The organism is Sphingomonas oligophenolica (assembly GCF_039522915.1).
Classification (GTDB): Bacteria; Pseudomonadota; Alphaproteobacteria; order Sphingomonadales; family Sphingomonadaceae; genus Sphingomonas; species Sphingomonas oligophenolica.
This window is the reverse complement of the sequence record NZ_BAAAEH010000024.1, coordinates 25,706-52,143: the sequence shown is the minus strand read 5'-3', so window position 1 is coordinate 52,143 and position 26,438 is coordinate 25,706. Positions and strand designations below refer to the sequence as shown.

Below are 26,438 nucleotides of genomic sequence, written 5' to 3'. Positions count from 1 at the left end.
GGATGCCCCTCCTGGTTTTGGGGTAACGCGTTCAGGCTGGATGGTTTCCGGGAGATAGGTACGAGCATGAAAGTTTTGAAGCTGTCTTTTCACAAGCGAAATTTCCTCGCCCTGCTGCTGCTGGCGCCGGTCGCGGCCATCGGGCAGACTGCGCCCATGGTCCCGCTTTCCCCTCCGATCATCATCGCGCACCGCGGCGTCAGCGGCATGCGCCCCGAGCATACGCTTGCCTCCTATCAGCTCGCGATCGAGCAGGGCGCCGATTTCATCGAGCCCGATCTGGTCCTGACGAAGGACGATGTCTTCGTCGCCCGGCACGAGAATGACATCACCGACACGACCGACGTCTCGAAGCATCCCGAATTCGCCGACCGCAAGACGGTGAAGGTGATCGACGGCGAGAAGCATCATGGCTGGTTCACCGAGGATTTCACCCTGGCTGAGCTGAAGACCCTCCGCGCGAAGGAGCGCCTGCCGCTGCTCCGCCCCGACAATGCGAAATTCGACGGCCAGTTCGAGGTGCCGACGCTCGCCGAGATCATCGCACTCGCGAAGAAGAATTCAGTCGGCGACCGGGTCGTCGGCATCTATCCCGAGACCAAGCATCCCAGCTATTTCGCCTCGATCGGCAAGCCGATGGAGAAGAGGCTGGTCGAGCAGCTCGAGGCGGCCGGCTGGCACGACGCGCACGCGCCGGTGTTCATCCAGTCCTTCGAGGTGAACAATCTCAAGCTGCTGCACAGGCTCACCGGCATCCGTCTCATCCAGCTGATGGATTCAAGCGGCGCGCCGGCCGACAACGCGGCGCCGAGTTACGCCGCGATGGCAACGCCCGAGGGGCTGAAGGCGGTCGCCGCCTATGCCTGGGGAATCGGCCCCAACAAGGACATGATCCGGAAGGGCGACAAGGCACCGACGACGCTCGTCGCCGATGCCCACGCCGCCGGCCTCAGGCTCCACCCCTGGACTTTCCGCGCCGAGAATTACTTCCTGCCGTCGTCGCTCCGCGTCGGCATCAATCCGCGCGCCCATGGCCGTCTTTCTGACGAAATTCAGCGTTATCTGGCACTTGGCATCGACGGCTTCTTCACCGATTTCACCTATATCGGTGTCCAGGCCCGCGACGCCGCCGCCCGGAATGCCCCGGGCCAGTGAAGAGTTTTTCGCGATGCGCCGATTTCTGTTTCCCGTCGCCGCGCTGCTGCCGATGCTGGCGGGCGGCTGCCTCGCCCGAACTGCGGTCAACGTCGTCACCTTGCCCGTCAAGGCCACCAGCAAGGCGGTCGACTGGACGACGACCAGCCAGAGCGAGGCTGATCGCAATGCCGGCCGCAAGGCCCGCAAGGAGCGCGAAAAGGCGATGAAAGAGTGCCGCAAACATGGCGGCCCCGATTGCGCTCAATATGAGCGTGACGGCCGGAATTAGGGGCAATTTGACCAGCTTACAGCGTCACCCCGGACTTGTTCCGGGGTCCATCGCGCCGCAAACCAAAACGCTGATCTGTATGCGGAACGATGGATGCCGGAACGAGTCAGGCATGACGGTTGAGGTGTGGGGCGGTGATTCAACCCCAACGAATATCGAGAGATTGTCCTGGCGGACGGTGCCCCAAAACCGCTCCACCCCGCTCTTTGACATGACTGCTATACGTTAGGGCGGGTGGCCTCCCGCTGTTATTTCGACTGCGCCGCTGTTCCGCCCGCTGTTAATCCCGCTGTTCTCCGCTGTTTCCCCGCTGTTATTCGATAACAGCGGAATCTCCGCCAAGTGGTTGATAAAGAGCGATCAAATCGTCTTCAAAATCCAACATAACAGCGGGAAAAAATAATTTTTCGAAGAACAGCGGAAAACAGCGGGAAAGCCGCGCCGCCGTTCGGACCCGGCTAGCGTTCGCCAAGCACATCCGCGAGCGCGCGCAGCGTCTCGGGCCGCACCTGGACGCCGAGATGGCTGCTCCTGATCTCGATATTGCGGCACCCGGGATCGTCGGCGCGGCAGATCAGTCCGTTCACCAGCCCGTCGCTCCGGCTCCAGATCGCGGTCGCCTTCACCGGGAGCGGGGTCGCGACTTCGGCGGCCTGGGCGCGGACCCGGTCGCTGTCGATCCGGTCCCCGGTCAGCAGCTCGAAGGCGCGCCACACATTCGTCGCCCGTGGTGATCCCGCAAAGGGCGAACTGATCGTGATGACCTCCCGCACCAGCTCGGGAGCACGGTGCGCGGCGAAGCGCGCCATGATCCCGCCGAGACTGATCCCGATCAGCGTGACCTGTTGGCCGGACTCGTCATGAAGCGCCCGGATCCGCTCGACCAGCTTCTCGCCGTCGGCGCCAACCGCGCGGGCGCCGAGGTTGCGGCCAAGGCCCCAGCCTTCGACGCGGTAGCCGAGATGCCTCAGATACCGCCGCATCAGCAGGTTCGAGCGGTCCGAATTGACGAGGCCGGGCAGGAGCAGGATCGGGCGGCCATCGCCTTTCGGCCCCGCGGCCAGCGTCGCCTGCGACCAGAGCAAGGATGCGAGCCCCCATGCGCCGCGCGGCACCTCGGCTGCCCAGAGCAGCAACGACGGCGCGCGGATCTCGCCCTCGCACCTCAGGCTTGTCGCAACGTTCAGGGCGTTGGCGCCATTCCGGGTCATGCTGCGAACCATCCGAGCACCGTCACTGGAAAGGGTGTCCAGGCGCCGACGCGCACGCCGGCGTGGCGCAGCGCATCGCCAGTCCAGGCGTTGCAGGTCGTGATTGCGTTGTAATGGCCGCGGGCGTCGTAGAAGCTGTCATAAACGTCATAGCCATATTGATGGACCGGCCGTTCTCCGCCTTCATTCTTGAAGCTCATATGAATGAAATCGACAAGGCGGCGATATTCCTCCGGCCGCAACGTGATGACACGCAAGTCCTCCTCGCTGTCGGCGTCAACGTGCGGCTCGGGCACATGCTCCACATGCATGACAGTCCGGTCGCTGCCGATCGCGGCGGCGGCCACGGTCTTCAGCCTGACATCGCCCCAGGTCGGCGTCTCGAGATAGAAGATCCGTTCGCCCCAGCCGATCGAGACATGGCTGTATCCGGCATAGCGCGGGTCGCGCAGGTCCTCCGGCCTGAGCAGATCGCGCCAGTCAACGCCTTCGGCCGTCACCGGCAGGACCAGCCCGGTATGGATGCCGTTGCTCTCGACATAAATGCGCACGCCCGAAGCCGGCGCCGTCCAGCCGGCATTGGACGGGATCGCCCCGCCCGCCATGCCGGCCGCGCCATAACAGGCGAAGATCAGGAACAGCCCCGCGGCCAGCCCTTTGGCGGTACGTCCGACATAAGTGATGCCGGTTCGCACGGCTGGTATGTTCGGCTGCATCGAGAGTGTGATATGGCATTTTCATGGCAGACGAAACGCATGTTCTTGATCGCCCCCCCGAAGGGGCGTCCGCTGACTGGACGATCCCGCAGGACTGGTCGCACTACACCGCCGCGGAACATGCGGTGTGGGACATGTTGTTCGAGCGTCAGGCGCGCCTGCTGCCCGGTCGCGCCTCCGAGGCCTATCTGCGCGGGCTCGACGTGCTCAAGCTTTCCAAGCCGGGGATTCCCGATTTCGAGGAACTCTCCGAACGGCTGATGAAGCTTACCGGCTGGCAGGTCGTCGCCGTCCCCGGCCTGGTGCCGGACGATGTGTTCTTCGAGCACATGGCGAATCGCCGCTTCGTCGCCGGCAATTTCATCCGCCGGCCCGACCAGCTCGATTATCTGCAGGAGCCCGACGTCTTCCACGACGTGTTCGGCCATGTGCCGATGCTCGCCGATCCGGTGTTCGCCGATTATCTCGTCGCTTATGGCCAGGGCGGGCAGCGGGCGCTCGAGCTCGGCGCGCTCAAGCACCTCGCACGGCTCTATTGGTACACGGTCGAGTTCGGGCTGATCGCCGAGCCCGAAGGCCTGCGCATCTATGGCTCGGGGATCGTCAGCAGCTTCGCCGAAAGCCGCTTCGCGCTGGAGGATCCGAGCCCCAACCGGATCGCCTTCGATCTCGAACGGGTGATGCGGACTGAGTACCGGATCGACGATTTCCAGCAGAACTACTTCGTCATCCCGAGCTTCGACGAGTTGCTCCGGGTAACGGTCGAGACCGATTTCGCGCCGCTCTACGAAAGGATCATGGCGCAGCCTGACATCCCGGTCGCCGCAATCGCGCCTGACGATCTGGTGCTGACCTATGGCTCGCAAGACTATGCGCGCGAGAAGGCGACCGCTATCGGCGCATCCTGAGCCGCAGGATCGCCCAGTCTCCCAGGTCGAGCCGCTCCGCGAGCCTGAACCCCTGGCGCCGATAGGCCCGGGCCACGCCCTCGGCCTGGGTCTTGAGCAGGCCCGCGAGCACCAGCTGCCCGCCCGGCGCCGAGATCCCGGCGATGTCGCCCGCCATCTCGACCAGCGGTCCGGCCAGGATATTGGCGATGACCAGGTCATAAGGCGCGCGCCGCTGGACCAGCGCATCGTCAGTCCCGTCGGCGACGCTCAGCGCAACGCGTCCCTGCCGCTGCCCGAGGGCAATGCCGTTCGCCTCGGCATTCTCGATCGTTACGTCGATCGCGATCGAGTCGATGTCGGTTGCGGTCGCATAGGCGCGCGGCCACAGGTGCAGCGCGGCGAAGGCGAGCAGGCCGGTGCCGGTGCCGAGATCGATCAGATTGTCGACCCGCGCACCGCGGCGCTTCATCGCGTCGAGCATCGTCAGGCAGCCGGTGGTGGTCTCGTGATGGCCCGTCCCGAAGGCAAGCCCGGCCGGGATCGCGAACGCCCGCACGTCAGGCGGAATTGCCCCGGCATATTCAGCGGTGTGGACGAAGAAGCGCCCGGCGCTGACCGGCTCGAGTCCCGATTGGCTCAGCGTCACCCAGTCAGCGTCGGGCACCCGCTCCGCCTTTGCCGTGCTCGCCGCGGCGCTCGGCACCAGGGCGCGGATCGCTGCGATCGTCGCCTTGTCGGGCTTGCTGTCGAAATAGGCATCGAGCCGCCAGCGCTCGGCATCGTCGACCACTTCCTCAGTGGTCATCAGCACCGGGGGCGGTTCGAGCATCGCCAGCGCCGAGAAATCGACATCGATCGCCTCCGCCTCGGCGCGGGTGCAGGGGAAGGTCAGTTTCCAGCTTTCGCCGAAATCGCCGGCGAGACGGTCGAGCGGCCTAGCGGACATAGCTTGCTCCGTTCACGTCGATCACCGCGCCGGTCATTGAAGGCGGCGCGTCGAGGGCGAGGAAACGGGCTGCCTCGGCCACTTCTTCCGGTGCGGCCACCCGGCCGAGCGGGATGTCGGCGAGCAGCTTGTCGCCGCCGCGGCTCGCCAGATAGTCCTCTGCCATGCCGGTCATGGTGAAGCCCGGGCACACCGCAAAGGCGAGGATGCCCTCGGCCGCATAGCCGCGGGCAATGCTCTTGGTCATCGCGACCATGCCGGCCTTGGACGCGGCATAATGCCAGTGCGCCGGACTGTCGCCGCGATAGGCGGCGCGGCTTGCGATGTTGACGATCCGCCCGCCGGACCCGCGCTTCTGCCAGTGCAGGATCGCAAGCCGGCAGAGCTCGGCCGAGGCGGTCAGATTGATCCGCATCGTCCGCTCCCAGTCAGCGACCCATTCGTCCTGCGGCCGGTCGATCGGGTTCGCCTCGAAGATGCCGGCATTGTTGATCAGCACGTCGATCCGCCCGCCGAGCCGGTCGAGCGCGGCGTCCCACAGCGCCAGCGGCGCGGCGGGGTCGGCAAAGTCGGCCGGGATGCCGCTCGCGGTGCCGTGGCCGGCAAGATCGACGTCAGGACGCGTGAGTGCGACGGCGATCGCCGCGCCGATGCCACGGCTGCTGCCGGTGAGAAGGATATGGGTCATGGCGGTGGCCATAGCGCCTGCAACCCATATCCGTCACCCCGGCGTTCGCCGGCGATGCCTCAGGCCGCGACGCTCGCCGAGAAGCTCTCCGCCGCCCCCTTGAGGGTACTGAGCCGGTCGTCCACCTCGCCGAACTCGCGCTCGAGCGAGTCGATCTCGCTTGCGACGCTTTCGGTGTCCTCGCGGATCGTCGCGATCACGTTGGACATCGAGTCGGCAGCGAGGGCGGTCTCGTCGACCGCCGCCGTGATCGCGGTGACGGTCTGTGCCTGGGCTTCCATCGCGAACCGAATCCGGTTGGCGCTTTCCTGCACTTCAGAAACAGTCGACTTGATCGAGGCATTGGTGTCGACCGTCGAGCGCGTCGCCGACTGGATCGCGGCGATCTTGCCGGCGATGTCGTCGGTGGCGCGTGCGGTCTGGCTGGCGAGGCTCTTCACTTCCTGCGCGACGACGGCAAAGCCGCGGCCGGCATCGCCGGCGCGCGCGGCCTCGATCGTCGCGTTGAGCGCGAGCAGGTTGGTCTGCCCGGCGATGTCGCGGATCAGGCCGAGGATGCTCTCGATCGAATTGGCGTGGCCGCTCAGCGTCTCGGACATGCCGACGGCGGCGCCCGCCTGCGAGGCGGCGCGGGTGGCGATCTCGGCTGCTGCCTCGACCTCGTTGCGCGCATCCTCGATCGCACGGATCAGTCCAGTGGCGGTCTGCGCCGCTTCGCGCATCGCGACGGCTGATTGCTCGGCCGCAGCGGCGACTTCGGACGTCTTGCCCAGCATGCCCCGCGCCGAAGCGGAGGCGGTCTGCGCCTGGACTCGGATGCGATTGCCAAGCGATGCTGCGCCCTCGATCGATCGCGCGATGCTCTCGCTGAACTGGGCCGATCGGGTCCGCCGCTCGTCGCGGGCGCTATCGGCATCCTGGGCGCCGAGATGCGAGGCCATCACATCGGCCTCGACCAGCCCGAGGCGCTGGATGACGTCCGCGAGCCGCCGGAAGTCCTTGTTGTCGTCGCCCAGCTTCTCTTCGATCACGAGCAGGGTGCGGCTATGGGCAAGGCTCAGCGCCGACAGCAGGGCGGGGAGCGGTACCTGCGCCCTGTGGGATTCCGTCGCGTGGGAATAGGCGGTCTTGCGCCACTCCTCGTCCAGCACATGAAGATATTTGGTGCGGGTATAGGTGGCGCTCTTCGCGATCTGCCTGGCGAGCCGCTCGCTGTCGAAGAAGGGCCTGAGATGGGCGGTCGCGGGGAGCGAGAGATAATATTCCCAGAAGGCAGTCGATATTTCGGTTTCCCTGCCCTCGATCAATCCCGCGATTTCGATCGTGGCGGGAACAATCGCCCCGTCCCAGTCATAATCCTTCACGCGATCGGCGATCAGGCGTTCCTCGCCGCTCCAGCCGCCCAGACTCTCCGAATGGTTCTGCGCCATCAGTCATTCACCCCCAAAATGCTCATGCAGCAACCTTGGCGACGAATTCGCCGGCGCTGTTCTTGAGCGTACCAAGTCTGTTATCCAGGGAATCGAATCCCTGGCCGACACGTTCGATCTCCGACGCGACCATTTCGGTGTCCTCGCGGATCGCGGCGATCGTGTTCGACATTGAATCAGCCGCGAGCGCCGTCTCGTCGACGGCCGCGGTGATCGCGGTGACGGTCTGTGCCTGGGCTTCCATCGCGAACCGAATCCGGTTGGCGCTTTCCTGCACCTCCGCGACGGTTGCCTTGATCGAGGCATTGGTGTCGACCGTCGAGCGCGTCGCCGACTGGATCGCGGCGATCTTGCCGGCAATGTCGTCGGTGGCGCGTGCGGTCTGGTTGGCGAGGCTTTTCACTTCCTGCGCGACGACGGCAAAGCCGCGCCCGGCATCGCCGGCGCGCGCTGCCTCGATCGTCGCGTTGAGCGCCAGCAGGTTGGTCTGGCCGGCGATGTCGCGGATCAGGCCGAGGATGCTCTCGATCGAATTGGCATGGCCGCTCAGCGCCTCCGACATGCCGACCGCGGCGCCTGCCTGGGACGAGGCGCGGGTGGCGATCTCGGCTGCCGCCTCGACCTCGTTGCGCGCATCCTCGATGGCGCGGATCAGGCCTGCCGCAGTCTGTGCCGCCTCGCGCATCGCCACCGCCGATTCCTCGGCTGCGGCCGCCACTTCTGATGTCTTGCCCAGCATGCCGCGCGCCGAGGTCGAGGTGCGCATCGACTGACCCCTGAGTGCGCCCGATTCCTTCGTCGCGCTTTCGACCATGGAAGCGATTCCGTCACGGAACTCGGCGGCGAGCTGGTCACGGCCCGACTGGGCATGATGTTCGCGATAGCCATTGTAGATGGCGACGGTGATTTCGCCCTCGATCGCCGAGAGCCGCATGAGCGTGTCGACCAGCACGGGCAGCCGCGGATCGGCGCGGTCGACGGTGCGGGTGATCACCCCGAGCGCGGCGCGGTCGCTTGCGTTGATCATCGAAAGCAGCGCCAGCGGCGAGACGTCGCCGACACAGGCAGCGGCGACCGAGCGCTCGATCGATTCGATCCAGGCGCGGCCCGCCGTATCGAGGAAGCGGTTCTTCAGGAAGACGCAGCCGACGTCGATCATCTTCTGGGTTTCATGCTGCGCCCAGGTCCTGTCGTCAGCGAAGCACCGAAGCCATTGCTGCCAATAGGCCTCCGACACCAGGCGGACCTCAGGCTCGATCACCGTCCACGCCTCGCGGCCGGCGCTCGCCAGCGAGCCGTCCGCATCGAAGACGCGCAGCCGTGCGGTGAGATCGATCCGGGCGGCGATCGTGCCGGAGGCTGGCATTTCGGCAGGATTCAAGACGTGGCTCCGTGGCTGGCGATCGTTACCGGTCACGGGCTAGCGCGATAAGGTTAAGGGGGGGTTAGGCTGGGCTTGGGTTGCGGGCGAATCCTGCCATCGCCGCGACGATCAGTCACCTGGCTGGGTGTTATCGTGCGCGAATGGCTCCCGCCCGCGGTAGACAGGCATCGACAGGGGTAGGTCGACCGCTCGGCACCGGGCTGCAGCTGACGAGGAGAGATACATGCTCTTTTCCGAGCGTTATGGGCCCTGGGCCGTCGTGACGGGCGCCTCGGAAGGCACTGGACGTGAATTCGCGCGGCAAATCGCGGCGGCCGGTATGCCTTCGATCCTGATCGCGCGGCGCGAGGAACCGCTTGGGGCGCTCGCCGACGAAATCCGCGCTGACACCGGAATCGAATGCATCACCGCCACGATCGACCTCGCGGTGCCGGACGCATTCGACCGGATCGTCGATGCGGTCGGAAATCGCGAGATCGGCCTGTTCGTCAGCAATGCCGGCGCCGATCCCAACGGCGCGCTCTTCCTCGATCGCCCGTTCGGCGCCTGGATGGCGCTGGTCCAGCGCAATGCAATCACCATGATGGAATGCTGCCATCATTTCGCGGGGCCGATGCGCGCGCGGGGCAGCGGCGGTCTGTTGCTGGTCAATTCAGGCGCCTGCTATGGCGGGTCGCGCTTCATGGCTGCCTATTCGGCCAGCAAGGCCTTCACGCTCGCCTTTGCCGAGGGCCTGTGGGACGAGCTGCACCCGCACGGCGTCGATGTTCTCACCCTCGTCATGCACATGACCGACACGCCGGCGCTCCGCGCCTTGCTCGCTGAAAAGGGCCTGCCTGTCCCCGATGCAATCGCTCGACCGGCGGACGTGGCCGCGCTCGGCCTGGCGCGCCTGCCTCATGGGCCGGTTCAGAATTGGGGGCTCGACGACGAGGAGCCGGGCTATGCCATGATTTCCGCCGCCAACCGCCGCAACCGCGCGCTCGCCGTCGGCGCGGCCAGTGCCCACGTCTTTGGCGAGGCGTGACATGGATATTCAGGCACTCGCTGACCGACAGGCGATCTCCGACCTGATCTACGCCTATTGCCGCTCGGTCGACCGGCTCGACGTGCCGCTCGGCCATTCGATCTGGCATGAAGACGGCCAGGCCGATTACGGCCCCGAAGTCTATCAGGGCGATGGGCGCGGCGTGATCGACCATATCTGCGCGCAGCACCGCCACACGCTTCATCATTCGCACCAGGTGTCCAATATCCTGATCGAGCTGGACGGCGACCGCGCCGGCAGCGAAGCCTATGTCACCGCCACGCTGCGGATGATGCGGGGCGAGAAGCTTCTCCAGATGAGCGTCTGGAGCCGTTATATCGACAGCTGGTCGCGGCGCGACGGCCGCTGGGGACTCGATAACAGGCTTGCCATCCGCGACTTCGACGAGGTCCGCGAGGTGACCGAAATGGATCGCCACGAAATGGGCGCGCGTGATTCGAGCGACCCTTCCTACGCCGTGCTGGGAGCCCGGCGATGAAAGCCGCTTATATCGAGAACGGCCAGGTTCTGGTCGGCGAGATGCCCGATCCGGTGCCGGGCAAGGGCCAGGCGCTGGTCCGAACCCATAGTTGCGGCCTGTGCGCGTCGGAGCAGCATTTCCTTCATGCCGGCCAGAATGTCATCGACCTCTCGCGCCAGTTCGGCGGCCCCTATGCCGGGCTCGACTTCGCCCGGCCCTTCGTCCCCGGCCATGAATTTGTCGGCGAGGTGATCGATTACGGCCCGGGCAGCCTGCGCGCCGTCAGACCGGGCCGGCGCGTCACCTCGGTTCCGATCATGCGCCGCGACGGTGGTCACTCGGTGATCGGCTTCAGCCATGAATGCCCGGGCGGTTGGGGCGAGCTCATGCTGCTCGACGAGACTGTCCTGATGGAAATCCCGTCCGACCTCGACGATGACATGGCGGCGATGACCGAGCCGCTCGCGGTTGGCCTCGAACATACCCGCCGCGGCCGCCCGACCGCCGCCGATGTTGCTCTGGTCATCGGCTGCGGCGCGATCGGCCTTGGCGTAATCGCGGGCCTGAAGCTGCTCGGCATCGCCCCGATCATCGCCGCTGATTTCCATGCCCGCCGCCGCGCTGTCGCGATCGCGATGGGTGCCGATATCGCTGTCGATCCGCGACAATTGTCTCCCTATGGTCAGATTCCCGATCTCGGCAATCGCCGCGCGACCCTGGTCTATGAGTGCGTGGGGCAGCCTGGCCTGCTCGCGCAGATCATCGGCGCGGTCGGCTTCGAGGCGCGGATCGTGATGGGCGGCTATTGCATGGAGGCCGAGCAATTCCACGTCTTCGCCGCGCAGAACAAGCGCCTGACCATTCATTTCGCGGCGGGCGAGGAACAGCAGGACATGGATCTCGCGCTGAGCTGCATCGCCGACGGCAGGATCGACATCAGTCCCTGGCTAAGCGAGCGGATCGGCCTCGGCGCCGTGGCCGACGCGGTTGCCGCTATGTCGGGTCCGCTCGCGCCGATCGGCAACCTGGTCGATCCGCGCCGGCTCTGATTCGGCCAGCGCACGGATATGGTCGCGCCTGACCCGCGCGCGTCGCGCAGCAGGGCGGCCGCTAGCTTGCCTCGCGCCGACATTCGCGGTGCTTCCCACGGGTGGTGCGCAGGAGCGACCCGCCTGCATTTGTGACAGGGCGGGTCCCGCTGTCGCTTTCCGTTAACCGAGGTTATTGTACTGGTTGGAAATGACTCGCCTCCCCCCAGGTCGAGCGGCCTCTTCGCTCCGTCGCGCAATCAATCGTCGCTTGAGTCCCGCACCCCTGCCGGAAGTGGTCTATCGCGAGTTCATCGACATGCTTTTCGGCATGATGCTGCCGATGGTCGCAATGGGCATTATCGTCGTCGCAGTAGCCGCGCTCGTCGCCTGGCAATGGGGTGATCCGGTTGTCGCGATATTGGCGGTTACCGCAGCCCTGGTCACGACGGTGCGCGTCATCGTCATCGCAGCGTACCGCCGGGCCCGCGACACGCGGGTGGACATCGTGCAGGTCGAGCGCTGGGAAAAACGCTACGCGCTCGGCAATTACGCGTTCGCGCTCACCCTTGGGGCGCTCAACTGCCGAGTGCTCATGTTCCACGATCCGCTGGTGCACATGCTGACCGTGAGCCTTGTGTTCGGCTTCGGCGCAGGCCTTGTCTCGCGCATCTCGATCCGTCCGGTGATCTGCGTCCGGAGCCTCCTTCTCGTCGCCGTGCCGACAACAATCGGCTTCTTCCTTCACTCCCTCACGGCCGATGAGAGCCCGCTCCACGCCGAATTGTTCGCGATCGAAGCGGTGCTGGTCGCGACAACGACCATCCTCAGCCTGCACAGCGTCAGATATCTCTATCTCTCGATGGCCGAACATCTGACCGCCAAGCACGACATGACCTTTCTTGCCAAGCGCGACGCGCTGACCAAACTGCCCAACCGCCTGCTGCTGCGCGAGGAATTCCAGAAAGGCGCCGCGCTGATGTCGCGTCGCACCACCCGGCTGGCGCTTCACCTCCTCGACCTGGATGGCTTCAAGCCGATCAACGATCAGCATGGGCACCCCGCCGGAGACCTTGTGCTGCAGGAGGTGGCCCGCAGGATGCTGGCGACGGTGCGCGCAGGCGACACGGTGGCGCGACTCGGCGGCGACGAGTTCGTCGTTCTGCAGGTGGGGATCGCCCAGGATGGGGAAGCCGAGATGCTCGCCCGCAGGCTCATCAGGAGCCTGAGCGCGCCTTACGAAATCAACGGCGAGTATCTGCGGATCTCGGCCAGTGTCGGCATTGCCCTCGCACCCGAAGAGGGGCGGGATCTCGATCATCTCATCGCCTGTGCTGATGGCGCGCTCTATCGCTCCAAGGCGGGCGGCAAGGGCCAGCTTCGATTCTGCGGGTCGGGCGATCGCGACATCGGCCGACAGGCCGTGGCCTGAAGGCGCGGTCACCGCCCATAATCCGCACCTTCCACCAATCAGCACGGGTGGCGCCGGGTAGCCGGATGGCCCCCTTCTATGAGGCGTCGTTCCAATCCGCCTTGCATCGCCCGCTTCGCGGACTAATACGGCGCCACTATCGCCCGAGAGGATCCTACGCCTTGGCCAGCCCACGCAATCCCGGTCGCCCGCTTTCGCCGCATCTCTTCGCGTGGAAGCCCGGCATCCACATGATCGTCTCGATCACGCACCGCATTACCGGAGACGGCATGGCAACGGTCGGTACCGTGCTGCTGGTCTGGTGGCTGGCTGCGCTGGCGAGCGGTAAGGAAGCCTATGAGACTTTCACCAACGTCTTCACATACTCGACGGGCCAGTTGAACATCATCGGCTATGTCGTCGGCATCGGCCTGACCTTCTCGCTATTCCAGCATATCGCGAGTGGCATCCGCCATTTCGTGATGGACACCGGCGCGGGTTATGAATTGAAGGCCAACCGCACCGGCGCCTGGCTCACGTTCGTGGCGTCGGTCACGCTCACGGTCCTGTACTGGGCCTATCTGATCGGGGGCAAATAAGATGGGCAACGGCACTGAACTCGGCCGGGTCCGCGGTCTCGGCTCGGCAAAGGAGGGCGCGCATCACTGGTGGCACCAGCGGGTGACCGCGGGCGGCAATCTTTTCCTGATGCTGTGGCTGCTTGTCTCCATCGCGCATCTGCCGGGCTATGATTATGCCGGCCTCCACGCCTGGCTCGCTTCCGCCTGGGTCGCCATCCCGATGATCCTGCTGATCGTCTCGGTCTTCTATCATTTCCGCCTCGGCCTTCAGGTGCTGATCGAGGATTATGTGCATGACGAGAGCCGAATCGCCCTGATGCTGCTGCTCAACTTCTTCACGATCGCCACCGCCGCGATCGCCATCTTCTCGATCCTCAGGATCGCGCTCGCCGGAGTCCCCGCATAATGGCTGATGCCTACAAGATCATCGACCACACCTATGATGCGGTGGTCGTGGGCGCCGGCGGATCGGGCCTGCGCGCGACGATGGGGATCGCCGAGAGCGGGCTCAAGACCGCCTGCATCACCAAGGTCTTCCCGACCCGCAGCCACACCGTCGCGGCGCAGGGCGGCATCGCCGCCAGCCTGGGCAATATGGGGCCTGATCACTGGACCTGGCACATGTTCGATACCGTCAAGGGATCGGATTGGCTGGGCGACCAGGACGCGATCGAATATATGGTCCGCGAGGCGCCCGCCGCCGTCTATGAACTCGAACATGCCGGCGTGCCGTTCAGCCGCACCGAGGCGGGCAAGATCTACCAGCGCCCGTTCGGCGGCATGATGCAGAATATGGGCGAGGGGCCGCCCGCGCAGCGCACCTGCGCCGCGGCCGACCGCACCGGCCACGCGATGCTCCACGCGCTCTACCAGCAGAGCCTGAAGTACGACGCCGATTTCTACATCGAATATTTCGCGCTCGACCTGATCATGGAGAATGGCCAGTGCCGCGGCGTGATCGCCTTGTGCATGGACGACGGCTCGATCCATCGTTTCCGCTCGCACGCCGTGGTGCTCGCGACCGGCGGCTATGGCCGCACCTATTTCTCCGCGACCTCGGCGCATACCTGCACCGGTGACGGCGGCGGCATGGTGCTCCGCGCCGGGCTGCCGCTGCAGGACATGGAGTTCGTCCAGTTCCACCCGACCGGCATTTACGGCGCCGGCGTCCTCATCACCGAGGGCGCGCGCGGCGAGGGCGGCTATCTCACCAACTCCGAGGGCGAGCGCTTCATGGAGCGCTATGCGCCGAGCGCGAAGGACCTCGCCTCGCGCGACGTCGTGTCACGGTCGATGGCGATGGAAATCCGCGAGGGGCGCGGCGTCGGCAAGGAGAAGGATCATATCTATCTCCATCTCGACCATATCGATCCCAAGGTGCTGCACGAGCGGCTGCCTGGCATCACCGAGACTGGCAAGATTTTCGCCGGCGTCGATCTGACCCGCCAGCCGCTCCCCGTCACCCCGACGGTGCATTACAATATGGGCGGCATCCCGACCAATTATCACGGCGAGGTCGTGCAATTGAAGGATGGCGATCCGGATACGATCGTCCCCGGCCTGTTCGCGGTCGGCGAGGCCGCCTGCGTCTCGGTCCACGGCGCCAACCGGCTCGGCTCCAATTCGCTGATCGATCTGGTCGTGTTCGGCCGCGCCACCGGCCTCCGCCTCAAGGAAACCCTGAAGCCGAACACCCCGCACAATCCGCTGCCCAAGGGTTCCGAGGAGCTTGCGCTCGGCCGGCTCGATCATTTCCGCAACGCCAAGGGCGGCTCGCCGACCGCCGAGGTCCGCCTCGAAATGCAGCGCACGATGCAGAGGCATTGCGCGGTGTTCCGCTCGGACGAGCTGCTGGGCGAGGGCGTCGAGAAGATCGCCAAGACCTATGCCCGCATGACGGATATCGGCATCCAGGATCGCTCGCTGATCTGGAACACCGATCTGGTCGAGACGCTCGAGCTCGACAATCTCATCGCCCAGGCGGTGGTGACGATGAACTCGGCCGCCAATCGCAAGGAAAGCCGCGGCGCGCACGTCAACGAGGATTTTCCCGAGCGCGACGACGCCAACTGGATGAAGCACACCACCGCGACCTTCACCGGCTGGGGAGGGACGGGCGGCGCGACCACTATCGGCTATCGCCCCGTCCACGACTACACGCTCACCGATGACGTCGAGTACATCAAGCCGAAGAAGCGGGTTTATTGAGATGGCGGCGGCAGGCGCGATCGCCCTGCCGCTCCTTTTCCTGCTTGCGCTGGGCGGCCCCACGGGCGGGTCTCCCGGTGTGGCTTCGCCACCGGCCGGCCTCGCGGACCCCTTTTACGCCCGTTATGTCGATGCGAACGGCATCCCCATCCTGTCCTCGGCCAAGGTGCCCGACCAGGCGCTGCTCGCGGCCCGGGCGATCGTCGAAGGGATGCTTGCCTACCGCCCCGATCTCGCCCGCACTCTGGTCGCCTGGCACTACCGCGTCGCTGTCATGGCGCCTGACGAGAGCACGACCGACCTGCCCGAGCAGCGCACCTGGAAGAAGCCGGCACGCGACGATCCCCGGCTTACTTATTGCGAGCGCAAACATTATGACGAGCGGATCGGGCGCCTTTCGGACCGCGATTACTGGAACGCCCGCGCACGCGGCATGGCCGGGCGCCTGACCAGCGGTGCGGTCGAGGATCTGCTCGGCGAACGCAGCTCGCGCTATTATGGCGAGACGATCTTCCTCCACGAATTCTCCCATGACGTGCTCGACGCAATTCAGGCCGTGGATCCCCGGCTCTATGCCGAGGTCGACCATGCCTATGCATCGGCGTTGAAGGCCGGCCGATGGAAACGCGAATATGCCTCGACCAGCATCGGCGAATATTGGGCGGAAGGGAGCCAGTTCTGGTTCAACTCGAACCGGATCGCGATCTTCGATGGCCGCCGCATTCTCTCAGATGCCGATCTGAAGGCCTATGATCCCGCCCTCTACGCCGCGCTCGGCAAGGCGTACGGCCCGACGCATCACATCGCGGCCGACCCTTTCTACCTCAGTGACGCCCGAATCCCGCCTGGCCCGCTCCCGGCCAACACCGCCGAGCAGTGCTGATCTCGATCAGGGCAAATTCCGCCTCTGCCGGAACAACCGCATTCAATCTCGGTTGGGGGCGCCATGTCCGACACAGCCAAATATCCGCTCCTCGCCAGGCCGCACATCCGCCTGTCGGGCACCGTCGACCAGTTCATGTACCAGAGCTTCCGCCAGCAACTCGAGGCCTGCCCCGAGGAGGGCGCGCTGGTCATCGCGCTCACCACGCTGGGCGGCGATCCCGAGGTCGCGCGCACCATGGCCGATGATATCCGCCTGCTCGAGGATCATGATGGCCGCGAGATCCTGTTCCTCGGCAAGGTCGCGGTCTATTCGGCGGGCGCCACCTTCATGGCCGCCTTCCCGGTCGATCGCCGCTTCCTCACCCGCCACACGCGGCTGATGATCCATGAACGGATCATCTCGAAGCAACTCAACATCAACGGCCCGCTGCGCATGTGCGTCGCCTCGATCAAGGCAGCGCTGCACGAGATCGAGCATTCGATCCTGATCGAGGAGGAGGGCTTTCGCGATATCGTGAAGGGCAGCCGGGTCGATTTCGAGGAGTTGCGCGAAAAGGCACCGGCCAACTGGTATATCGAGGCGGAGGAAGCACGCGATCTCGGGCTGGTGCTCGACGTGATCTGAACCGGGGCTTGCCGCGATTCAACCGCATCGCGAGATCGTGCATTAGGATGTGCGCGGAACGTCAGAAATCCGATTTGCTCTTTCTTATGGTCGGTATCTTGATGTTTTCGGCGGCGGTCGGCGACGGCCCGCGTGCCGCATTTGCCTGATAATTCCCTGTTATTTCCCTGTTCGAGGTGAGCGACATCAAATCGCGTTCACCAAGTAATTGTAAATGAAAAGAATATTTGAAATTCGGACGGCGGCCTCGTCGAAAAAAATTCCATTCCCTGATAAATTCCCTGTTACTCGCGCATAACAGGGAAATTGCACCGCTCCGGCGGCGCTGGCCGCCTGCACTCGATCTGCACGATCATTCCTCCCGATCGACTTTGGCCCGCCCGATCGCGCATCCCTATCCCGGAGCCTCCTACAGGGAGGTTCACCATGTCCGCTCGATCCGCATCCCAACGCTCGCCGGCGATGAAGCTGTTGCTGCCGTCCTTGATCGGCGCGCTGCTCGCGATCCCGCTCTTCGCGATCTACCTGCTGGTCTATGATCGCCAGAACCAGTCAGAGACCGCTCAGGCCTCGATCGCGACTGGCTGGGGCGGGGCCCAGCTGATTGCCGGGCCGGTGCTGGTGATTCCCTGGTCGAAACAGGTCAACGAGACTGTCACCGCGGATGACGGCAAGCGCGTCACCAAGGCGACAACTGAATGGCACCAGCTGGTCCTGTCCCCCGAGGCGGCGAGCGTGAAGACCGATCTCACACCGAGCCTGCGCCATCGCTCGATCTATGACGTCGTCGTGTACGAGGCGCGCAATCAGGGCTCGGCACGTTTTTCGCTGCCGCCTGATCTCGATCGCACCGGCGTGCCGCTCGACGCACTCGCTTTCGATCGAGCCCAGCTCCGCTTTGGCATCGGCGACTCGCGCGGGCTGTTCGGGCCACCGCCCGCCGTCACCGTCGACGGCAAGAAGCTGGCCCTCCAGCCCGGCAACGGCATGCGCGAGACCGGTGGTTCGGGCTTCTCGGCCTGGATCGACGCCACTCAGCTGAAGGGCCGCGCGATCGGCGTGACCTTCGACTATCAGCTTCGTGGCAACGGGTCGCTGGCGCTGGTCCCCGGCGGCGGCGACACGAGCTGGCGGGTCGCCTCGACCTGGTCGAGCCCGAGCTTCCAGGGCGGCTTCCTGCCCAGTGAGAAGTCGGTCGACGACAAGGGCTTCACCGCGATTTGGCGAGTCGGCAATCTCGCGCTTGGCACGGCACTCGCCGTCGCCGATCCGCCGCAGGGTGACGGCAATGGCCGGGCCGGCGACGATCATCAGGCGCGGGTCGATCTCATCACCCCGGTCGATCTCTACAGCCAGGTCAACCGCTCGGTGAAATACGGCTTCCTGTTCATCGGCTTCACCTTTCTCGCCTTCCTGATGTTCGACGTGATCGGCGGCGTGCGGGTGTCGGCGATCGAATATGCGCTGGTTGGGTCCGGGCTGATCCTGTTCTTCGTGATGCTGCTCGCCTTTGCCGAGGTGGTCGGCTTCACCCTCGCTTACTGCATCGCCGGCGGCGCGATCATCTCGCTGCTCACCTTCTATTCGGCGGCGGTGCTCGCAAGCTGGAAACGCGGCCTGTTCATCGCGCTCCTGCTCTCGGCGCTCTACGGCATCCTTTATCTGCTGCTCAGCCTCGAGGATCTGTCCCTCCTCGCCGGCTCGGTCCTGCTCTTCCTGGCCCTTGCCGCGGTGATGTACCTGACCCGGGGAATCGATTGGGGCGGGGCGGCGCCGGAGCTGGAGGCGGCGACGACGGAGTGAGTGCTTCTTCCCTTCTCTCAACGGAAGAGGGGCAAGTTGTGAAGGAGCGCGGGTGAGGGTGATTGAGTGTCACCCTCACCCTCCCGTCGCTTCGCTCCTCCTTCCCTCTCCCGACGGGAGAGGGAATTTTACCGCCAGCGCAAATTCCCCCGGTTCAGCTCAGCAACCGACTTCACCCCCATCAGCTTCATGTCCCGCTCGATCTCGCCCTGCAGCCGCCCGAGAATCCGCTCGACCCCGGCCTGGCCTGCCGCCGCCAGCGCATAAAGATACATCCGGCCGCCCGAACACGCCTTCGCCCCGACACTCAGCGCCTTCAGCACATGGCTCCCACGCCGGATGCCGCCATCACAGATCACGTCGATCCTGTCCCCGACCGCATCGACGATTTCGGCCAGTTGGTCGAACGGGGCCCGGCTGCCATCGAGCTGCCGCCCGCCATGGTTCGACACCATGATCGCTGTCGCGCCGATATCGACCGCGCGTCGTGCATCCTCGACCGACATGATTCCCTTCAGGCAGAACTCTCCGCCCCATTGGGCCCGGACATTCTCGGCCGTCCTCCAGTCCATCGCCGGGTCGAGCATCTTGTTGAAATAGTCGGCGACCGAAAGCGCGACATTGGTCCCCTCCGACACATGGTCCTTGAGGTTCGTCAACTCGAACTTCTCGCGAAACAGATAGTCGAGTGTCCAGCGCGGGTGAGTCGCAAAGCTGATCGCGGAGGAGGGCGTCAGCCGTGGCGGCGAGCTGAAGCCGGTGCGCAGGCAGCGCTCGCGATTGCCTGAGACGATCGTGTCGACGGTCAGCGCGATGCAGTCGAACTTTGCCTCCTTGCACCGCTCGACCAGCGCGTGATTCAGCCCCTTGTCCTTGTGGATATAGAGCTGGAACATCTTGGGGCTCGATATCGTCCGGCCGATCTCCTCGATGCCGACCGTCGCGAGGCTCGAGATGCCGAAATAGGTGCCGAACTTCTCCGCCGCCCGTGCCACGCCGCGCTCCCCCTGCCAGTGAAACAGCCGTTGCAGCGCAGTCGGCGACAGGAACAGCGGCATCGCGATCTTGCGGCCCATCACGGTGGTGCTCATGTCGATCGTCTCGACGCCGGCGAGAACGCTCGGCACCAGGTCGCAATCGCTGAACGCTTCGGTGTTGCGCGCCTTGGTCGCCTCGTCGTCGGCGGCGCCGTCGATATAGTGATAGACCGGGCCGGGCAGGCGCTTGCGGGCGAGGGTCCGGAAATCCTCCACATTGTGGCAATCGCTCAGTCGCATTCCGTCTCCGATTCATCTCGCCCTGACGATGCTCTAAGGCTTGCACGCGCGCGCCGAAAGGCATAGCCGCAACCGCAACGCACCATTTCGCATCCGCCGGAGACTTTCAGGCATGGCCGAATTCAGACTGCCCCCGAACAGCCGCCCCAAAAAGGGCGGCAAGGTCCACAAGGCGGCGGCAGACGCGAAGCGGATCAGGAATTTCAAGATCTACCGCTATGATCCCGATGCCAACGAGAACCCGCATTACGACACGTTCGAGATCGATCTCGATACATGCGGCCCGATGGTGCTCGACGCGCTGATCAAGATGAAGTCCGAGCAGGATTCGTCGCTCACCTTCCGCCGCTCGTGCCGCGAGGGCATTTGCGGCTCCTGCTCGATGAACATCGACGGCAAGAACGGCCTCGCCTGCACCACCGCGATCGAGGATGTGAAGGGCGACATCAAGATCAGCCCGCTGCCGCACATGGATGTGATCAAGGACCTCGTCCCCGATTTCACCCATTTCTATGCGCAATATGCCTCGATCAAGCCGTGGCTCCAGACCGTCACCCCGCCGCCCTCGGGCAAGGAGCGGCTCCAGTCGCCGGCCGATCGCGAGAAGCTCGATGGCCTGTACGAATGCATCCTGTGCGCCTGCTGCTCGACGGCGTGCCCGAGCTATTGGTGGAACAGCGACAAGTTCCTCGGCCCGGCCATCCTGCTGCAGGCGTACCGCTGGCTCGCCGACAGCCGCGACGAGATGACCGGCGAGCGGCTCGACGAGCTCGAGGATCCGTTCCGTCTCTATCGCTGCCATACGATCATGAACTGCGCGAATGTCTGCCCCAAGGGCCTCAACCCGGCCAAGGCGATCGCCGAGATCAAGAAGATGGAAATGGAGCGGGTGGTCTGAGCGCCGCGATCCAGTGACCGATACGAGCCAGCCCGCCACCTTTCTCTACGAGGAACACCCCGATCATCCAGGCTGGATGCGCTGGGGCTTCACTGATCCGACGCGCTACAACAGCTTTCTCGGGCCGATGATGGTGCGCGTCGAGGGCGGAATCGCCCGAGTCAGGATGACGCCGGAACGCCGCCATTCGAATCTGCGCGACAATGTCCATGGCGGAGCGCTGCTCGGCTTCATCGATGTTGCGCTGTTCGCCGCCGCGCGCAGCTTCGGCGTGATTACCGCCGGCACGGCAGTGACGCTCGATCTCTCGGTCCAGTTCATCGGTGGCGGGCGGATCGGCGAGCCAGTCGAGGCGCAGGTCGAGCTGCTCAAGGAAACTGGCCGCCTTCTTTTCCTGCGTGGGCTGGTGCTTCAGGGCGACGAGAAGATTTCGAGCTTCTCCGGCACCATCCGCAAATCGGCGAGGCTGGCCCCGCCGCCGGTCGAAGGCTGAGCATTGCCCAACGTCTTCGTCCGGTATGAAGCCCTGGTCGCCGCGGGCGAGCTGAAGCCCGATCCCGAACAGGCCGAGGCAGCGCGTCGGCTCGATGCGCTGGCGACCGAGCTCGAAGCGGTGCCCAAGCGCGGCAGCGTCCTCTGGCGCGCGCTCGGCCGCCGGCCTGACGCGCCGGCCGGCATCTATCTCTGGGGCGGGGTCGGCCGCGGCAAGTCGATGCTGATGGACCTGTTTTTCGGCTCGGTGCATATGCGGCGCAAGCGGCGCATCCACTTCCTCGAATTCATGCTCGACGTCCATGCCAGGCTCCGGGTCGAGCGCGAGAAGGAGATTGGCGATCCGATCCTCCCCGTCGCCGCCGCGATCGCCGAAGAGGTGAAGGTCCTCTGCTTCGACGAGATCATGGTCACCAACAGCCCCGACGCGATGATCCTCTCGCGGCTCTTCACTGAGCTGCTGCGCGAGGGCGTCACGGTCGTGATGACCTCGAACCGCCCACCGCGCGACCTCTACAAGGACGGGCTCAACCGCGAGCATTTCCTGCCCTTCATCGACCTCATCGAGACGAAGATGCAGGTGCTCGCGCTCAACGGCCCGGTCGATTATCGCCGCGACCGTCTCGGCCAGGTCGAGACCTGGCTCGTCCCCAACGGCCCCGAGGCGACTGCCCAGCTCTCGGCAGCCTTTTTCCGCCTGACCGATTATCCGCCCGAGGACCGCGAGCATGTGCCGTCCGAAGAATTGCCGGTCGGCGGCGGCCGCACCCTGCACGTGCCGAAGAGCCTGAAGGGCGTCGCTGTCTTCTCGTTCAAGCGGCTCTGCGGCGAGGCGCGAGGCGCGGCGGACTATCTCGCCGTGGCCCGCCGTTTCCACACGATCATCATCGTTGGCATACCCAAGCTCGGCCCGGAAAACCGCAATGAGGCGGCGCGCTTCGTCAGCCTCATCGACGCGCTCTACGAGCACAAGGTGAAGCTGCTCGCGGCCGCCGATGCGTCGCCGGCCGGGCTTTACGAAAGAGGCGACGGGCGGTTCGAGTTCGAACGGACGGTCAGCCGGCTCGAGGAGATGGGCTCGGAGGCGTATCTGGAGCTCGGCCACGGCGGGCACTGACGGCGTCCATCAAAGATGCGAGCCGCGCGCGCACCACGGGCTCAGCGGCATGTGCAACCCACCAGGCGAAAACCAATACCGCCAGCAAGGCGACGCCGGATGCCGGCCAATAAGGCATTCCCGCACGCATCAGCGTCGCGATCAGCGCCGCGCCAGCTTCCTGATGGATGAGATAGAGAGGGTAGGTCATCAGCCCCAACGTCGCCGCAAGCCGGGCATCGATCCGCCGCGACAAAAAGGGTTGCATTCGCCCCGACCCAAGCACCATCGCCAGTCCGGCGAGGAACAATAGCGTGGGTACGAGCGGACCGGCGCTTACGCCGAAGGTCTGAGTTCGCTCGATGGTGCGCGACGCGATCTCCGCGCAGGCGGGAAGCAGAAACAGCGCGAACGGCCCGGCACGCGCGCCCGTCACGCCGCGCCTCGTCATGGCGGAGGCAAGCACGCCGAGTGCGAAGAGACAGCCATGCGGCAGCAGCGATAGCTGGAGCATCCGGTCGTCCATCCGGGGCGTGCCGACCCAGCCGGAAAGTGCGGCGAACAACCAGCCGGCGGCGCTCACCGCGCCCAGCCAGACTGCATAGCGTTCGATCATCGCGGCGCGGCCGGTTCGCCCGAGCCCGGTTGCGATCAGCAGATAGAAGCAGATCTCGATTCCGAGCGTCCAGCAGGAAGCATCGATCCACGGGCCGACTGGCCAGAAGGCGAGGGTGGCACCCCATTTTGCCGGCAGCGTCGTCGAAGGCGCCGCGACAGCGAGGATCAGGAAGGTGGCCGTCGCGCAGATCCACGCTGCCGGCACCAGGCGCAGGGCCCGCCGTCGCAGAAAGCCGGACCAGCTGCTGCCCTCGGCCGACAAGGCGATGACGAAGCCGGAAATGACGAAGAACAGCTCGACACCGATCCACCCGAACCAGCTCCAGCTGATTGCCGCGTCCGATGCGTGGAGGCCGCTCAGCATGTACCGGGCCGATGCGCTCGGCGCGCGAGCAAAGGCGCCGCCAAAGTGATTGGCGAGGACGAGCAGCGCGCAGGCGAACCGCAGCAGGTCAATGGCGATGATCGCCCGAGGCTTCGAATTGGCCATGCTGCCGGTGATGGCACCCGACGGTTTAAGATCGGGTATAGCGCTCGCCTTTGCCGCCGCGACTGATATCATGCAGCCGCAAACAGGGAGGCCGAATGCTTGTCACCACCACGGAGAATGTCCCGGGCCACAGCGTCCGCGCGACCCTGGGCCAGGTATTCGGCGTCGTCGTCCGCAGCCGCGGGCTCGGCGGCAACATCACCGCCGGCCTGCGTTCGCTCTTCGGCGGTGAGATTCCAGAATATACCCGCCTCGTCGAGGAGACCCGCCGCCATGCAATCGACCGGCTGGTCGCCAATGCGACGCTGATGGGGGCGAACGCGGTCGTCATGATGCGCTTCGATTCGGGCGAGATCGCGCAGGCGATGAACGAGGTTGTCGCATACGGCACCGCCGTCATCCTCGATCCGCCGCCCGAATGATGCTGCGGACCTTCGTCCTCGTGGCGGCGCTGCTGCTCTTCACCGCAGCGCTGGTCGGCGCGGTGATCGATCCCGCCGTGTGGCCGACGCTGATTGCCGCGGCCCTGGTGCTGGCGGGAATCATCTTCGAACGCCGGCGCTACGGCGCGGCGCAGGCGAAGCCAAGCGGCGGCGCGTGGCGCGAGACGCCCGAGCGTTTCGTCGACGATGCGAGCGGCCGGCCGGTGTCGGTCTGGTATAATGAAGCGACCGGCGAGCGCCGCTATGTCGATATCGACGGCGCCCCTCCATCTTAATGCACTTGCGAAGCATTCGCATCAAGCTTCGTTACTTGCTGGTCTTTACCGGTTGCCCCGACGTCAAAACGCGCCTAAGCCGCCGCGCAGTTTCGCCGCGCGCGCGGCAATATCACCTCCGAAAGGATGAAGAATGGCCCGCAAGAAGATCGCGCTGATCGGCGCTGGGAACATTGGCGGCACGCTTGCCCATCTCGCTGCACTGAAAGGTCTTGGCGACATCGTCCTGTTCGACGTGGTCGAGGGCATTCCCCAGGGCAAGGCACTCGATCTCAGCCAGTGCGGTCCGGTCGAGGGCTTCGACGCGACGATCACGGGCTCGAACGACTATGCCGATATCGCAGGCGCCGACGTCATCATCGTCACCGCCGGCATCGCCCGCAAGCCGGGCATGAGCCGCGACGATCTGCTCGGCATCAACCTCAAGGTCATGAAGGCGGTGGGCGAGGGCATCGCGAAGAACGCGCCCGACGCCTTCGTCATCTGCATCACCAACCCGCTCGACGCGATGGTCTGGGCACTGCGCGAATTCTCGGGGCTCCCGCATCAGAAGGTCGTCGGCATGGCCGGCGTGCTCGACAGCTCGCGCTTCAGCCACTTCCTCGCCGAGGAGTTCAAGGTTTCGGTCAAGGACGTCACCTCCTTCGTGCTCGGCGGCCACGGCGACACCATGGTCCCGGTGATCAGCTATTCGACCGTCTCGGGCATCCCGGTTCCCGACCTGATCGCAATGGGCCTGTCGACTCAGGAGCGGATCGACGCGATCGTCCAGCGCACCCGTTCGGGCGGCGGCGAGATCGTCGCGCTGCTCAAGACCGGCTCGGCTTATTATGCCCCCGCCACCAGCGCGATCGCGATGGCCGAGGCCTATCTTTACGACCAGAAGCGCCTGCTCCCGGCGGCCGTTCACCTCACCGGCCAGTACGGCGTCGACAATCTCTATGTCGGCGTGCCGGTGATCATCGGCGCGGGCGGTGTCGAAAAGGTCGTCGAGATCAAGCTCGATGCCGAGGCCAAGAAGAATCTCGACGTGTCGGTCGAGGCGGTCAAGGAATTGCTGGTCGCGTGCAAGGCGATTGACGGCTCGCTGGCCTGATCCGTTTCGCCGGCAACGGCGCATATATCAAACCCGGCGGGCGCAGCCATCGCGGGAACAATGAGGAAGAAAACCGAATGAGCATCCTCGTCGACAGGAACACCAGGGTTATCACTCAGGGAATGACCGGCGAAACCGGCACCTTCCACACTCAGCAGGCGCTGGCGTACGGCACGCAGATGGTCGGCGGCGTCACACCCGGCAAGGGCGGCACCGAGCATATCGGGCTGCCGGTGTTCGACACCGTTGCCGAGGCAGTCGCGAAGACCGGCGCCACCGCATCGGTCATCTACGTCCCGCCGCCCTTCGCCGCCGATTCGATCCTCGAGGCGATCGACGCCGAAGTGCCGCTGATCGTGACGATCACCGAAGGCATCCCGGTGCTCGACATGGTCAAGGTCAAGCGCGCGCTCTCGGGTTCCAAATCGCGGCTGATTGGCCCGAACTGCCCGGGCGTCCTGACCCCCGGCCAGTGCAAGATCGGCATCATGCCCGGCAGCATCTTCAAGCAGGGCTCGGTCGGTGTTGTAAGCCGCTCGGGCACGCTTACCTATGAAGCGGTTTTCCAGACCTCGAACGCCGGCCTCGGCCAGACGACCGCGGTCGGCATCGGCGGCGATCCGGTCAACGGTACGAACTTCATCGACGTGCTCGAACTGTTCCTTGCCGACCCCGAGACCAAGTCGATCATCATGATCGGCGAGATCGGCGGCTCGGCCGAGGAAGAGGCGGCGCAGTTCCTTCGCGACGAGGCGAAGCGCGGCCGTTCGAAGCCGATGGCAGGCTTCATCGCCGGCCGCACCGCCCCTCCGGGCCGTCGCATGGGCCATGCCGGTGCGATCGTGTCGGGCGGCCAGGGTGGCGCCGAGGACAAGATCGCGGCGATGGAAGCTGCAGGGATCAAGGTGGCGGACAGTCCCTCGGAACTCGGGACGACGCTGCTCGCGGTATTGAAGGGCTAACCAAATCCTTTCGCGCATGGCGGAAGGTAGCGCCGTGGCGCGAAATGGGCG

General features: G+C 65.2%; 28 protein-coding genes. 20 read left to right on the top strand and 8 right to left on the bottom strand.

Annotated features, from left to right (window positions below):
* Positions 1 to 156 precede the first annotated feature (156 nt).
* Complete coding sequence (locus tag ABD050_RS13170) at positions 157 to 1,155, top strand: glycerophosphodiester phosphodiesterase (RefSeq protein ID WP_343889884.1); 999 nt, start codon at positions 157 to 159, stop codon at positions 1,153 to 1,155.
* 13 nt (positions 1,156 to 1,168) lie between these two features.
* Positions 1,169 to 1,426: a hypothetical protein gene (locus ABD050_RS13165; RefSeq protein ID WP_343889834.1), complete on the top strand. Its 258-nt coding sequence runs from the start codon at positions 1,169 to 1,171 to the stop codon at positions 1,424 to 1,426.
* Positions 1,427 to 1,884: 458 nt separating this feature from the next.
* Here ABD050_RS13165 and ABD050_RS13160 read toward each other — a convergent pair whose 3' ends face one another.
* Together ABD050_RS13160 and ABD050_RS13155 are read right to left on the bottom strand one after the other, a co-directional pair.
* Positions 1,885 to 2,637: an esterase/lipase family protein gene (locus ABD050_RS13160; protein ID WP_343889832.1), complete on the bottom strand. Its 753-nt coding sequence runs from the start codon at positions 2,635 to 2,637 to the stop codon at positions 1,885 to 1,887.
* A complete protein-coding gene (locus tag ABD050_RS13155) occupies positions 2,634 to 3,353 on the bottom strand; it encodes a TIGR02117 family protein (protein ID WP_343889830.1) in 720 nt (239 codons plus the stop codon). The genes ABD050_RS13160 and ABD050_RS13155 overlap by 4 nt, the downstream gene beginning before the upstream one ends.
* Before the next feature lie 23 nt (positions 3,354 to 3,376).
* Here ABD050_RS13155 and phhA point away from each other — a divergent pair, with 23 nt between their 5' ends.
* Entirely contained in the window at positions 3,377 to 4,261 is an 885-nt protein-coding gene (gene phhA, locus ABD050_RS13150; RefSeq protein WP_343889829.1) for a phenylalanine 4-monooxygenase, read from the top strand.
* Here phhA and ABD050_RS13145 read toward each other — a convergent pair.
* The 4 genes from ABD050_RS13145 to ABD050_RS13130 are packed head-to-tail and all read right to left on the bottom strand — an operon-like array spanning position 4,245 to position 8,673.
* Positions 4,245 to 5,189, bottom strand: a complete 945-nt coding sequence (locus ABD050_RS13145) for a 50S ribosomal protein L11 methyltransferase (protein ID WP_343889828.1) — start codon at positions 5,187 to 5,189, stop codon at positions 4,245 to 4,247. The genes phhA and ABD050_RS13145 overlap by 17 nt on opposite strands.
* Positions 5,179 to 5,877, bottom strand: coding sequence for an SDR family NAD(P)-dependent oxidoreductase (locus ABD050_RS13140; RefSeq protein ID WP_343889827.1), 699 nt, complete (start codon positions 5,875 to 5,877; stop codon positions 5,179 to 5,181). Before ABD050_RS13140 ends, ABD050_RS13145 begins: the two co-directional genes overlap by 11 nt.
* Positions 5,878 to 5,936: 59 nt before the next feature.
* Complete coding sequence (locus ABD050_RS13135; protein ID WP_343889826.1) at positions 5,937 to 7,307, bottom strand: methyl-accepting chemotaxis protein; 1,371 nt, start codon at positions 7,305 to 7,307, stop codon at positions 5,937 to 5,939.
* Between the two features lie 22 nt (positions 7,308 to 7,329).
* Positions 7,330 to 8,673 carry a methyl-accepting chemotaxis protein gene (locus ABD050_RS13130; protein WP_343889825.1) on the bottom strand — a complete coding sequence of 448 codons (1,344 nt, stop codon included), beginning with the start codon at positions 8,671 to 8,673 and terminating at the stop codon, positions 7,330 to 7,332.
* Positions 8,674 to 8,914: 241 nt separating this feature from the next.
* On the opposite strand from ABD050_RS13130, the gene ABD050_RS13125 reads away from it, so the two are divergent.
* The 10 genes from ABD050_RS13125 (at position 8,915) to creD (ending at position 18,740) form a co-directional block, all read left to right on the top strand.
* The gene (locus ABD050_RS13125; protein ID WP_343889824.1) at positions 8,915 to 9,718 is read left to right on the top strand and encodes an SDR family NAD(P)-dependent oxidoreductase; all 804 of its coding nucleotides are present in this window, start codon (positions 8,915 to 8,917) and stop codon (positions 9,716 to 9,718) included.
* 1 nt (position 9,719) lies between these two features.
* The gene (locus ABD050_RS13120; RefSeq protein ID WP_343889823.1) at positions 9,720 to 10,217 is read left to right on the top strand and encodes a nuclear transport factor 2 family protein; all 498 of its coding nucleotides are present in this window, start codon (positions 9,720 to 9,722) and stop codon (positions 10,215 to 10,217) included.
* Positions 10,214 to 11,248: a zinc-binding dehydrogenase gene (locus ABD050_RS13115; protein ID WP_343889822.1), complete on the top strand. Its 1,035-nt coding sequence runs from the start codon at positions 10,214 to 10,216 to the stop codon at positions 11,246 to 11,248. Before ABD050_RS13120 ends, ABD050_RS13115 begins: the two co-directional genes overlap by 4 nt.
* A 250-nt stretch (positions 11,249 to 11,498) precedes the next feature.
* Positions 11,499 to 12,659, top strand: a complete 1,161-nt coding sequence (locus ABD050_RS13110; RefSeq protein ID WP_343889821.1) for a diguanylate cyclase domain-containing protein — start codon at positions 11,499 to 11,501, stop codon at positions 12,657 to 12,659.
* Between the two features lie 161 nt (positions 12,660 to 12,820).
* Positions 12,821 to 13,237 carry a succinate dehydrogenase, cytochrome b556 subunit gene (sdhC, locus tag ABD050_RS13105; protein WP_343889820.1) on the top strand — a complete coding sequence of 139 codons (417 nt, stop codon included), beginning with the start codon at positions 12,821 to 12,823 and terminating at the stop codon, positions 13,235 to 13,237.
* Between the two features lies 1 nt (position 13,238).
* Positions 13,239 to 13,625 (top strand): succinate dehydrogenase, hydrophobic membrane anchor protein, encoded by a 387-nt coding sequence (gene sdhD, locus ABD050_RS13100; protein ID WP_343889819.1) that lies wholly within the window; start codon positions 13,239 to 13,241, stop codon positions 13,623 to 13,625.
* Positions 13,625 to 15,427: a succinate dehydrogenase flavoprotein subunit gene (gene sdhA, locus ABD050_RS13095; RefSeq protein ID WP_343889817.1), complete on the top strand. Its 1,803-nt coding sequence runs from the start codon at positions 13,625 to 13,627 to the stop codon at positions 15,425 to 15,427. Before sdhD ends, sdhA begins: the two co-directional genes overlap by 1 nt.
* A 1-nt stretch (position 15,428) precedes the next feature.
* Complete coding sequence (locus ABD050_RS13090; protein ID WP_343889816.1) at positions 15,429 to 16,310, top strand: glycoside hydrolase; 882 nt, start codon at positions 15,429 to 15,431, stop codon at positions 16,308 to 16,310.
* A gap of 63 nt (positions 16,311 to 16,373) precedes the next feature.
* Positions 16,374 to 16,937, top strand: coding sequence for a ClpP family protease (locus tag ABD050_RS13085; RefSeq protein ID WP_343889815.1), 564 nt, complete (start codon positions 16,374 to 16,376; stop codon positions 16,935 to 16,937).
* A gap of 426 nt (positions 16,938 to 17,363) precedes the next feature.
* Positions 17,364 to 18,740 carry a cell envelope integrity protein CreD gene (gene creD / locus ABD050_RS13080; protein WP_343889814.1) on the top strand — a complete coding sequence of 459 codons (1,377 nt, stop codon included), beginning with the start codon at positions 17,364 to 17,366 and terminating at the stop codon, positions 18,738 to 18,740.
* Positions 18,741 to 18,868: 128 nt separating this feature from the next.
* Here the strand turns inward: creD and ABD050_RS13075 are convergent, their stop codons facing one another.
* On the bottom strand, positions 18,869 to 20,017 hold the full coding sequence (locus tag ABD050_RS13075) for an alpha-hydroxy acid oxidase (RefSeq protein ID WP_343889813.1): 1,149 nt from the start codon (positions 20,015 to 20,017) through the stop codon (positions 18,869 to 18,871).
* 112 nt (positions 20,018 to 20,129) lie between these two features.
* On the opposite strand from ABD050_RS13075, the gene ABD050_RS13070 reads away from it, so the two are divergent.
* The 3 genes from ABD050_RS13070 (at position 20,130) to zapE (ending at position 22,524) form a co-directional block, all read left to right on the top strand.
* Positions 20,130 to 20,915, top strand: coding sequence for a succinate dehydrogenase iron-sulfur subunit (locus ABD050_RS13070; RefSeq protein WP_343889812.1), 786 nt, complete (start codon positions 20,130 to 20,132; stop codon positions 20,913 to 20,915).
* Between the two features lie 76 nt (positions 20,916 to 20,991).
* A complete protein-coding gene (locus ABD050_RS13065) occupies positions 20,992 to 21,408 on the top strand; it encodes a PaaI family thioesterase (RefSeq protein WP_343889883.1) in 417 nt (138 codons plus the stop codon).
* Between the two features lie 3 nt (positions 21,409 to 21,411).
* Positions 21,412 to 22,524 carry a cell division protein ZapE gene (gene zapE, locus ABD050_RS13060; protein ID WP_343889811.1) on the top strand — a complete coding sequence of 371 codons (1,113 nt, stop codon included), beginning with the start codon at positions 21,412 to 21,414 and terminating at the stop codon, positions 22,522 to 22,524.
* Here the strand turns inward: zapE and ABD050_RS13055 are convergent.
* Positions 22,463 to 23,683 (bottom strand): acyltransferase family protein, encoded by a 1,221-nt coding sequence (locus tag ABD050_RS13055; protein ID WP_343889810.1) that lies wholly within the window; start codon positions 23,681 to 23,683, stop codon positions 22,463 to 22,465. The genes zapE and ABD050_RS13055 overlap by 62 nt on opposite strands.
* 23 nt (positions 23,684 to 23,706) lie before the next feature.
* On the opposite strand from ABD050_RS13055, the gene ABD050_RS13050 reads away from it, so the two are divergent.
* The 4 genes from ABD050_RS13050 (at position 23,707) to sucD (ending at position 26,387) form a co-directional block, all read left to right on the top strand.
* Complete coding sequence (locus ABD050_RS13050) at positions 23,707 to 24,033, top strand: YbjQ family protein (RefSeq protein ID WP_343889808.1); 327 nt, start codon at positions 23,707 to 23,709, stop codon at positions 24,031 to 24,033.
* Positions 24,030 to 24,329 carry a hypothetical protein gene (locus ABD050_RS13045; RefSeq protein ID WP_343889807.1) on the top strand — a complete coding sequence of 100 codons (300 nt, stop codon included), beginning with the start codon at positions 24,030 to 24,032 and terminating at the stop codon, positions 24,327 to 24,329. Before ABD050_RS13050 ends, ABD050_RS13045 begins: the two co-directional genes overlap by 4 nt.
* Positions 24,330 to 24,462: 133 nt before the next feature.
* The gene (gene mdh, locus ABD050_RS13040; protein ID WP_343889806.1) at positions 24,463 to 25,425 is read left to right on the top strand and encodes a malate dehydrogenase; all 963 of its coding nucleotides are present in this window, start codon (positions 24,463 to 24,465) and stop codon (positions 25,423 to 25,425) included.
* A gap of 77 nt (positions 25,426 to 25,502) precedes the next feature.
* Positions 25,503 to 26,387 (top strand): succinate--CoA ligase subunit alpha, encoded by an 885-nt coding sequence (gene sucD, locus ABD050_RS13035; protein WP_343889805.1) that lies wholly within the window; start codon positions 25,503 to 25,505, stop codon positions 26,385 to 26,387.
* Positions 26,388 to 26,438: the final 51 nt, after the last annotated feature.

Bases quoted from the DNA above. Each gene is read 5' to 3' on its own strand.
- ABD050_RS13120 (WP_343889823.1), top strand. From the start codon at position 9,720: ATGGATATTCAGGCACTCGCTGACCGACAGGCGATCTCCGACCTGATC.
- ABD050_RS13075 (WP_343889813.1), bottom strand. From the start codon at position 20,017: ATGCGACTGAGCGATTGCCACAATGTGGAGGATTTCCGGACCCTCGCC.
- phhA (WP_343889829.1), top strand. From the start codon at position 3,377: ATGGCAGACGAAACGCATGTTCTTGATCGCCCCCCCGAAGGGGCGTCC.
- ABD050_RS13155 (WP_343889830.1), bottom strand. From the start codon at position 3,353: ATGCAGCCGAACATACCAGCCGTGCGAACCGGCATCACTTATGTCGGA.
- ABD050_RS13055 (WP_343889810.1), bottom strand. From the start codon at position 23,683: ATGATATCAGTCGCGGCGGCAAAGGCGAGCGCTATACCCGATCTTAAA.
- ABD050_RS13160 (WP_343889832.1), bottom strand. From the start codon at position 2,637: ATGACCCGGAATGGCGCCAACGCCCTGAACGTTGCGACAAGCCTGAGG.
- ABD050_RS13165 (WP_343889834.1), top strand. From the start codon at position 1,169: ATGCGCCGATTTCTGTTTCCCGTCGCCGCGCTGCTGCCGATGCTGGCG.
- ABD050_RS13070 (WP_343889812.1), top strand. From the start codon at position 20,130: ATGGCCGAATTCAGACTGCCCCCGAACAGCCGCCCCAAAAAGGGCGGC.
- creD (WP_343889814.1), top strand. From the start codon at position 17,364: ATGTCCGCTCGATCCGCATCCCAACGCTCGCCGGCGATGAAGCTGTTG.
- ABD050_RS13065 (WP_343889883.1), top strand. From the start codon at position 20,992: ATGCGCTGGGGCTTCACTGATCCGACGCGCTACAACAGCTTTCTCGGG.
- ABD050_RS13085 (WP_343889815.1), top strand. From the start codon at position 16,374: ATGTCCGACACAGCCAAATATCCGCTCCTCGCCAGGCCGCACATCCGC.
- ABD050_RS13145 (WP_343889828.1), bottom strand. From the start codon at position 5,189: ATGTCCGCTAGGCCGCTCGACCGTCTCGCCGGCGATTTCGGCGAAAGC.
- sdhD (WP_343889819.1), top strand. From the start codon at position 13,239: ATGGGCAACGGCACTGAACTCGGCCGGGTCCGCGGTCTCGGCTCGGCA.
- ABD050_RS13090 (WP_343889816.1), top strand. From the start codon at position 15,429: ATGGCGGCGGCAGGCGCGATCGCCCTGCCGCTCCTTTTCCTGCTTGCG.
- ABD050_RS13045 (WP_343889807.1), top strand. From the start codon at position 24,030: ATGATGCTGCGGACCTTCGTCCTCGTGGCGGCGCTGCTGCTCTTCACC.
- sdhA (WP_343889817.1), top strand. From the start codon at position 13,625: ATGGCTGATGCCTACAAGATCATCGACCACACCTATGATGCGGTGGTC.
- ABD050_RS13050 (WP_343889808.1), top strand. From the start codon at position 23,707: ATGCTTGTCACCACCACGGAGAATGTCCCGGGCCACAGCGTCCGCGCG.
- ABD050_RS13130 (WP_343889825.1), bottom strand. From the start codon at position 8,673: ATGCCAGCCTCCGGCACGATCGCCGCCCGGATCGATCTCACCGCACGG.
- ABD050_RS13140 (WP_343889827.1), bottom strand. From the start codon at position 5,877: ATGACCCATATCCTTCTCACCGGCAGCAGCCGTGGCATCGGCGCGGCG.
- ABD050_RS13115 (WP_343889822.1), top strand. From the start codon at position 10,214: ATGAAAGCCGCTTATATCGAGAACGGCCAGGTTCTGGTCGGCGAGATG.
- ABD050_RS13125 (WP_343889824.1), top strand. From the start codon at position 8,915: ATGCTCTTTTCCGAGCGTTATGGGCCCTGGGCCGTCGTGACGGGCGCC.
- mdh (WP_343889806.1), top strand. From the start codon at position 24,463: ATGGCCCGCAAGAAGATCGCGCTGATCGGCGCTGGGAACATTGGCGGC.
- ABD050_RS13135 (WP_343889826.1), bottom strand. From the start codon at position 7,307: ATGGCGCAGAACCATTCGGAGAGTCTGGGCGGCTGGAGCGGCGAGGAA.
- ABD050_RS13170 (WP_343889884.1), top strand. From the start codon at position 157: ATGGTCCCGCTTTCCCCTCCGATCATCATCGCGCACCGCGGCGTCAGC.
- sucD (WP_343889805.1), top strand. From the start codon at position 25,503: ATGAGCATCCTCGTCGACAGGAACACCAGGGTTATCACTCAGGGAATG.